Origin of the sequence: Psychrobacillus sp. NEAU-3TGS, assembly GCF_029955155.1 — a bacterium.
Classification (GTDB): Bacteria; Bacillota; Bacilli; order Bacillales_A; family Planococcaceae; genus Psychrobacillus.
This window is the reverse complement of record NZ_JAPNOZ010000012.1, coordinates 445,881-453,509: the sequence shown is the minus strand read 5'-3', so window position 1 is coordinate 453,509 and position 7,629 is coordinate 445,881. Positions and strand designations below refer to the sequence as shown.

Annotated in this window: 8 protein-coding genes; 6 read left to right on the top strand and 2 right to left on the bottom strand. The window is 35.8% G+C overall.

Features of this window, described 5'->3' with window-relative positions; genetic code table 11:
* Positions 1–857 precede the first annotated feature (857 nt).
* Positions 858–2,402: a sensor domain-containing diguanylate cyclase gene (locus OR571_RS18600; RefSeq protein WP_282245010.1), complete on the top strand. Its 1,545-nt coding sequence runs from the start codon at positions 858–860 to the stop codon at positions 2,400–2,402.
* A 42-nt stretch (positions 2,403–2,444) separates the two neighbouring features.
* Here the strand turns inward: OR571_RS18600 and OR571_RS18595 are convergent, their stop codons facing one another.
* A complete protein-coding gene (locus OR571_RS18595; protein ID WP_282245009.1) occupies positions 2,445–2,813 on the bottom strand; it encodes a hypothetical protein in 369 nt (122 codons plus the stop codon).
* Positions 2,814–2,901: 88 nt separating this feature from the next.
* Between OR571_RS18595 and OR571_RS18590 the strand changes: the two genes are divergently transcribed.
* Positions 2,902–3,348, top strand: a complete 447-nt coding sequence (locus tag OR571_RS18590; RefSeq protein WP_282245008.1) for an OsmC family protein — start codon at positions 2,902–2,904, stop codon at positions 3,346–3,348.
* 47 nt (positions 3,349–3,395) lie between these two features.
* Here OR571_RS18590 and trhA read toward each other — a convergent pair whose 3' ends face one another.
* Entirely contained in the window at positions 3,396–4,043 is a 648-nt protein-coding gene (gene trhA / locus OR571_RS18585; RefSeq protein WP_282245007.1) for a PAQR family membrane homeostasis protein TrhA, read from the bottom strand.
* Positions 4,044–4,176: 133 nt separating this feature from the next.
* On the opposite strand from trhA, the gene OR571_RS18580 reads away from it, so the two are divergent.
* The 4 genes from OR571_RS18580 to coaW all read left to right on the top strand — a co-directional run bounded on the left by OR571_RS18580 (position 4,177) and on the right by coaW (position 7,476).
* Positions 4,177–4,746 (top strand): DUF1836 domain-containing protein, encoded by a 570-nt coding sequence (locus tag OR571_RS18580; protein WP_282245006.1) that lies wholly within the window; start codon positions 4,177–4,179, stop codon positions 4,744–4,746.
* Positions 4,743–6,254 carry an amidohydrolase gene (locus tag OR571_RS18575; protein WP_282245005.1) on the top strand — a complete coding sequence of 504 codons (1,512 nt, stop codon included), beginning with the start codon at positions 4,743–4,745 and terminating at the stop codon, positions 6,252–6,254. Before OR571_RS18580 ends, OR571_RS18575 begins: the two co-directional genes overlap by 4 nt.
* A gap of 64 nt (positions 6,255–6,318) precedes the next feature.
* Entirely contained in the window at positions 6,319–6,627 is a 309-nt protein-coding gene (locus OR571_RS18570) for a DUF4870 domain-containing protein (RefSeq protein WP_282245001.1), read from the top strand.
* A gap of 27 nt (positions 6,628–6,654) precedes the next feature.
* Positions 6,655–7,476 carry a type II pantothenate kinase gene (gene coaW, locus OR571_RS18565; protein WP_282244998.1) on the top strand — a complete coding sequence of 274 codons (822 nt, stop codon included), beginning with the start codon at positions 6,655–6,657 and terminating at the stop codon, positions 7,474–7,476.
* Positions 7,477–7,629 lie beyond the last annotated feature (153 nt).

Sequence of the window (7,629 nt, the reverse complement as noted above, 5' to 3'; positions counted from 1 at the left end):
TGTTATCTATTGTTGGGACCAATTACTTGAATAGCTAATAGCAACCTTCCCTATAATTTATACTGTACATAAAATGATTTTAAATAAGAAACAGCTGGACAGTGGTAAATAAATTAAAGAGCTTTTTGCATTTAATTATGGATTAGTCAGCAAGTTCTATTGATGGAAGCGCAAGGCGGCGACACCTGCGGGCTCACCGCCCGCCCCGCGGTAAGCGTCCGCCTGGAGCGGAAATCAATTCCCTTTGCCGTATCTCTTTACCGCGCAGTTTCCTTATGATGTGCGACACACTTATGTTAATATTTACTTTCATTACATATCGAGCACCTACATCTTTATGCTTGTTTAAGATATTGGATAATTTTTATTAGGGAGATCTTTTTTCATCAACAAGATTAAGATCAACTTTTTTAAACAGCTGGAATTAGTATGTAGAGCGAGGAGAGGTGCGCTCAGTCTAATTATATGTTGTATTGCTAAGTTGGAATTCTAACAAAATGTTGCTAGAGACATATCCTGTTAGAGCCGAAAATACAATCGGGCGTATGCTTTTTGGGATAGCGGCAAACTTTAGAATCACTAAATGGTGAACTATTTCGACGTTTGATCATCCAATAAATGTCTAAAAGCAATCAATCAGTTATTAAGAGCAACCAATTCTAGCTGGTAAGCAAATAGATTAGTGCGAAAGCAACCAGTTTATCTAAAGAAAGAAACTGAAACAAGGACGCATCATTATTGTATGTGTAATATTTCCTGTTTTTAAAATTTTTAATTGTAAAAGTATCAATCGTGAAGGGAAAACTGTAGTTCAAATGCTATAATGATTTGGAATGCTTTTTAAAGGGGAAAATAAAATGAACAAAACACTTAAATTTTGGATACTTACACTGACTACTTTTACAATGATAGCCATTTTAAGTAGTTCCCTTTTTTCTAGTTATCTAGTAACGAAAAAAAGTTTGATCGAAAAATCATTAGAGCAAAATGAAATGTATGCACTGAAACTAGGGAAATTGTCTCAAGAAGTTTTTAAAGCAATGGAAGCGAATCTTGAAGCGAGAAAACCTGATGTAATTGGTCATATCGATAACCCTGAAGAATTAACTAAAATTTTAAACCAATTACTAATAAGCGGTAAAAACTTTAATTCACTTTCTGTAATTGGAAGTGATAAAATCGCGATAGCAACCTCTCCGAACATAGGTATTGCGGGTGAGAAAATAGACTCCCCGGGAGTGGAAGAAGCTCTGCGTAAAAAAGAAAAAATTATTACAAAGCCTTATAAAGCTGTAACAGGGCGGCTATTAATACTTGTGTCCACACCATTATTTGATGATTCGGGTACATACCTGGGGATGTTAAATGGTTCGATTTATTTGCAAGAAGATAATTTCATTCAAAGCATTTTAGCGGAACATTTTAGTCAAGATGGTTCCTATGTTTTCGTAGTGGATGAAGAGGGAACATTAATCTATCATCCTAACATAGTAAGAATTGGAGAAAGCGTTCGGGAGAATAAGGTGGTTCAAAGTTTATTGAATCGAAAAAATGGTGCACTAGAAATATATAATACACTAGGTGAACATGTATTGGCTGGCTATTCATATATACCTGAAAGTAAGTGGGGCGTTGTTTCACAAACTCCTTATGAGAGTAGTCTACAACCTATAAATGGAATCATTACGAAAATGTTTTTTTACTCATTACCATTTGTTATTCTTTTTTTCGTATTAGCTTATTTATTATCGGAAAAACTTGCTTCACCTTTGAAAAACTTGGCGCTATCAACGATGAATGCCCGCTTAGAAGGTGTACCTGGGGACAGTGGAAAAGTTTCTACCTGGTATTTTGAAGCAAAACAACTGACTGAAACAATTGCCAATTATCGAAAGCTGCAAGAGGAAGAAGTTGCGAACTTTAAGCATCAGTCATTAACGGATCCACTTACTGGATTGAGAAACAGAAGATATTCAGCATTGTACTTTGCTGACTTATTGGAACAACACACACCTTTTTCTATTATTAGCATTGATATCGATCATTTTAAACGCGTTAATGATGAATACGGCCATCAAACAGGGGATGAGACATTACATTTTTTAGCGACCAAGATGATGTCTGTTGTTTCAGAAAAGGATGTTTGTATTCGACTGGGTGGAGAAGAATTTGTAATTATCTCACCTAATGGCTCTTTGAAAGACACGTATAATCTAGCAGAAAAACTACGTAAAGAAATAGAAGCTAGCATCTTTTCACAAAATAGAAAGATAACGATATCTGCTGGTGTTGGAGAGTATAAAGCAAACAAAGAAAGCATGAATGAACTCTTTAATCGAGTTGATGAGGCGTTATATATAGCTAAATCCGAAGGAAGAAATAGAACCATTATTTCTCCTTAAAAAAGAAGTTTTTCTCGCTAATATGGCGGAAAAACTTCTTTTTCACTTGTTCTTCTTTATAATATACAAAATACCCTCTACAATCAGTCCTATTACTAAACCAAAGGAAGTAAAGATAAATAACGAAAGAATTCCAACTAGATCACCAAATTCTTCTGCTCCAACAAGAAAAGAACGAAATAATTCAAAGAATCCAATGACAAGACCTAGCGTAAAAATATAAAATCCTTTATGTAATTTATACATTAACAAGGCAGCTGCTATTACCCCAACAGCAACCGAAAATGCAGCAAAAGCGACGAAGTTCATGATAACTAAATCTTGACCTAGTATGTATCTTACACCTAAAATAAGTAAAAACATCGATGAAACAATCATAATACCAGCAATTTTATTGTGACTTTTTAGCAAGAGGGATCCCTTCTTTCTCTTTACTAATCATACTGGAAATCGTATGTTTTTCCAACTACTGAATAAATACAAGAAAGGAATGATAGAAGTGGCTGAACATTATTTCCATTTAAAAGCAAATTGGCCAGGCAATCGTAATGATGTAGGAGAAATTCAGGCAGAACACTTACATACAAAAGTGTCGATACCGGTAGAAATGGACGGTCCTGGAATTGGGACAAATCCGGACGAAATGTTACTAGGAGCAGCTGCTACTTGTTATATTATAACGCTTGCGGCAATGCTTGAACGTAGTAAAATTATGAAGCATGCACTAGATATGGAGTCAACTGCAGTGGTAGATGTCACAAATGGTGTTTTTACATATAAAAAAATTATTCATCGTCCAGTAATAGTTATTGAACATGAAAAGGACTTGGCAATGACTGAGAAACTAGCAAAAAAAGCAGAAACGTCTTGCATGATCAGCCGTGCAATACAAGGAAATGTAGAATTACAACTAGAGCCAATTATTACCGTTTATACGAAAAAATAATCAAAAACGCCCTTTGCTTGTGCAAAAGGGCGTTTTCCGCTTTTATGCTAAATCACATAGACAAATACACAGATAAAATGACTTATTGTCCCGAGTAAGATGAAAATATGAAAAATCTCATGGAATCCTAACTTTTTGATAAAGGGGATATTAGGCTTGATACCGTAAATAACTCCACCGATCGTATAAAATATTCCCCCTAATAGTAGAAAAAAGAGCCCTTGTGTCCCAAGTACTCCCGCTAGTGGAGAAGCCAAAATGACAATAATCCATCCCATTCCAATATATAAAACAGTAGAAATCCATCTTGGACAATTGAACCATATCATCTTAAATAATATCCCGCTAACCGCCATTATGGAGATAATACTAAATAACGTATAACCAGTAGTACCTTTTAAAGCGATTAAACAAAATGGGGCATAGGTTCCTGCTATCAATAAATAGATCATCGAATGATCCAATCGTCGTAACTGATGAATTACATGATCCTTAGCGATAACCATATGATAGGTGGCCGACGCAGCGTACAACAATATCATGCTCACTCCAAATAGAACAAGTGCAGTAATCGTTAAACCTGATGCTTCTAGTGCAATACCTTTTATAATCATTGCGATTAAAGCAAAAACACCAAGTATTGCTCCAAAAAGATGCGATAATCCGTTAAATGGTTCTCTTATGTACTTCTCCATTAGAATACCTCCATAACATTATGTAGTTTTAATAACTACTTAATATGATATACCCATACTAATGAATAGTCAATGTTTACTGAAAACTATTTTTAAGATACGATAATAACAAGCTAGCATCGGAGGAATTTACATGAACAAATCAGATGAACTCGTCAATAGACTGGGGCTTGACGCTACCATTCATGCGGAAGAAATACCAGATATCGATCTTTATATGGATCAGGTTATTCAATTATTTGATTCGAAATTTGGTCCAACTTTACGAAACGATGAGGAAAAGGTCTTAACCAAGACGATGATTAATAACTATGCAAAAGGAAAATTATTTGTCCCGATTAAAAACAAGAAATATTCCAAGCAGCATCTAATGTTAATTAGTTTAATATATCAATTGAAGGGTGCACTCTCTATTAATGATATAAAGACCACCATGAATCCAATCAATGAAAAAATAATAAGTGAGAATTTCAATTTAGAAGATTTTTATTCTTATTCAGTCGCCTTGCAACAAAGCAATGCGCAAAGTTTCTTAGCAGAAATGAAAGCACATGAAAAGGAAATCGATCAATTTGATATTGCAGAAGACTTGAAACACTTATTGTTTATCAACTCTCTTGCCAATATGAGCAATGCATATCGAAAGGCAGCAGAACTATTAGTGGATGACTTAATCGCAAATAAAAAGGAGCCTAAAAAATGAAAACACTTTGGACAGATGGACTTATTTTTACGATGAATGCAGAAGGAGAAACAGTAGAAGCGGTATTGGTGGAGAATGGGAAGATTGTTCAGACAGGACAGAAAGACCAATTAGTACATCTAGCTGATCAAGTTCATTCATTACAAGGGGCTACCATGTATCCTGGTTTTGTGGACAGTCATATTCATTTGATTGGTCATGGAGAAAAACTGGCTTATTTAGATTTATCTATGTTTACTTCTATTCAAACAATCGTGTCAACAGTAGCTGAACATGTGAAAAAAGGAGATTGGTATGTTGCGGAAGGTTGGAATGATAACAAATTAGTAGAAGGTCGTCCAATCACTTGCAATGATTTAGATGAAATGAAAGAAACTCCTGTCGTCTTGAAAAGAATCTGTAGACACGTGCTAGTTGCAAATTGGAAAGCGATGGAGTTAGCAGGAGTTACAAAGGACACACCAAACCCTATTGGCGGTATTATCGGAAAAGATGAGCACGGCAATTTAAATGGACTATTTTATGATGAAGCCCAACAATTGATTACCTCTCATATTCCAGCTGTAAAAACGGAGTACTTAGAAGAAGTCATTAAAGCAAGTGTCACCGACTTACAGGCAAAAGGATTGACAGGAGTGCACACAGAAGACATGGCCTATTATGGTCCATATACTGTCCCACTAGAAGCGTATCGTCGTACAATAGGTTCCAGTTTTCGAACGCATTTGCTTCGACACCACGAAGTGTTTGAGCAAATGCAAGGAGAAGAACCAACAGAATTTATAGAATTTGGTGCGATGAAAATATTTATTGATGGGTCACTTGGAGGACATACAGCATTACTATCAGAAGATTATTCAGATTCTCCTGGGGTTAAAGGAGTTGCTGTACATGATCAGGCAATATTAGAGGGTCTCGTAAAGCTAGCAAGGAAATATGATGAAAATATTGCAGTACATGTCATTGGCGATAAAGCAGTTGAGATTATATTAAATCTAATCGAAAAATATCCTGCGCCAGTCGGTAAAAAAGATAGACTTATTCATGTGAATGTACTTTCAGAAGAGCTAGTAAGCAGAATGGCTCAATTACCGGTAGTGTTAGATATTCAACCAATGTTTGTACCATCCGATTTCCCTTGGGTAGTCGATCGTTTAGGTAAAGAACGTTTAACTTGGGCATACGCTTGGAAAACGTTAGTTGAAAAGGGCTTTGATTGCTCAGGAGGATCTGACTCACCAATCGAGCTTGCTGATCCGTTACTTGGGATGGATGCGGCTGCTAATAATATATACTTACCACATCAAGAACTGACTGCTTTTGAAGCGATTTCGTTATTTACCACCGGAAGTGCAAAGGCAATTGGAATGGAGCATGTGCGTGGGAAAATTATGAGTGGCTATGATGCTGATTTTACAATTGTAGATCAAGCGTTAACAAAAGAGACATTTACTACGTCCAAAGTGTTACAAACAATCGTGAACGGTGAAATTGTTTTTAAAAGATAAAAATGAAACCTTTTGTCGCTTTCTGTCGTAAATAAGGAAAAAAAAGAAAGGAGTTCGATTTTGCATGCAAAATACTGGATTAAAAGTTCTGCTACATGCAAGTACTTGGTTTGCTCCATTTCTAGTTCCGTTTATTTTGTACTTGGTTGTAGATGATGAAGAGGTTAAAAAGCTTTCCATACAAGCGGTGTTATTTCAGCTTGTGATGTACTTTTTAATCACGGTCTCTGTATTCCTAATTATTTTTTTAATTGGTATCCCGATGGTCATTATTTTTGGTATAATGGCATTTGTTGTTCCAATAATCGGAATAATTAAAGCGATTAATGGAGACAAGTTTAACTATCCAATCGTAGGGTCTTGGATTAAATAAGTCTCTCAATATAAAAGGGGAATTAGTATGGCTACTAGAATAGGTATTGATGCAGGTGGAACGTTGACGAAAATAGCTTATTGGGATGAAAAAAAAGAAATGTCCTTTCAAAGTTTTCCTTCATCCGACTTTAAAGCAGTAAAGGAATGGCTTGAGACAAACCACTCGTTAGCTTCTATCTGCCTCACTGGTGGTCGCGCGGCACAGCTAAAAGAATATCTTTCTTCGGTTAATGAAATCCCTTACATAGTAGAATTCGATGCTACGATGAATGGAGTTATGCATCAACTAAAAGAGGAAGTTATAAATAGTGAAGCCGCAATTATTGCGAATATAGGAACAGGAACTTCTATACATATTATGCAAGGAGAAACACATAGTCGCATCGGAGGAACCGGCGTAGGAGGAGGAACCCTTCTAGGCTTAGGCTCCGCTTTAACTGGTATTCAAAACTACAAAGATATAATCGAACAATCTATATTAGGAAATAGATCTTCTGTAGATATTTTAGTGAGTGACATATATCAAAACAATAAACTGCCTCTAAAAGGTTCTTTAACCGCAAGTAATTTTGGCGGGGTAGCATTAAAGACAGACGATACAAGAGACAGCACAGACTTGTTAGCTGGAGTGCAGGGGGTTATTGGTGAAGTAGTTGCTACACTATGTATTCAAGCAGCAGACGCTCACCAAGTAGAAGATATTATTTATATTGGTTCCACATTAGAAGGAAATGAATTACTCCAAAAAATAATTGAATCTTATACCATTTTAAAAGAGAAAAAACCGATTTTTCTGGAAAAACACGGTTATAGCGGAGCGATTGGTGCATTATTGGAAAATAATTAAAAAGAATTATGTATATCTGTTGCATTATTGGAAAGAGCGTGCTATATTTAAAGAGGATTATTTTTGTTCGGTTAGTTAGTAGGTGGCAACACTTTTACTTAACAGTGTTGAGCAAGGATAGTAACAAAATGTGTGCGTCAAATTGCACACGAG

Excerpts from the sequence above, each read along its gene's own strand:
- OR571_RS18600 (WP_282245010.1), top strand. The coding sequence starts at position 858 with ATGAACAAAACACTTAAATTTTGGATACTTACACTGACTACTTTTACA.
- trhA (WP_282245007.1), bottom strand. The coding sequence starts at position 4,043 with ATGGAGAAGTACATAAGAGAACCATTTAACGGATTATCGCATCTTTTT.
- OR571_RS18580 (WP_282245006.1), top strand. The coding sequence starts at position 4,177 with ATGAACAAATCAGATGAACTCGTCAATAGACTGGGGCTTGACGCTACC.
- OR571_RS18575 (WP_282245005.1), top strand. The coding sequence starts at position 4,743 with ATGAAAACACTTTGGACAGATGGACTTATTTTTACGATGAATGCAGAA.
- OR571_RS18570 (WP_282245001.1), top strand. The coding sequence starts at position 6,319 with ATGCAAAATACTGGATTAAAAGTTCTGCTACATGCAAGTACTTGGTTT.
- coaW (WP_282244998.1), top strand. The coding sequence starts at position 6,655 with ATGGCTACTAGAATAGGTATTGATGCAGGTGGAACGTTGACGAAAATA.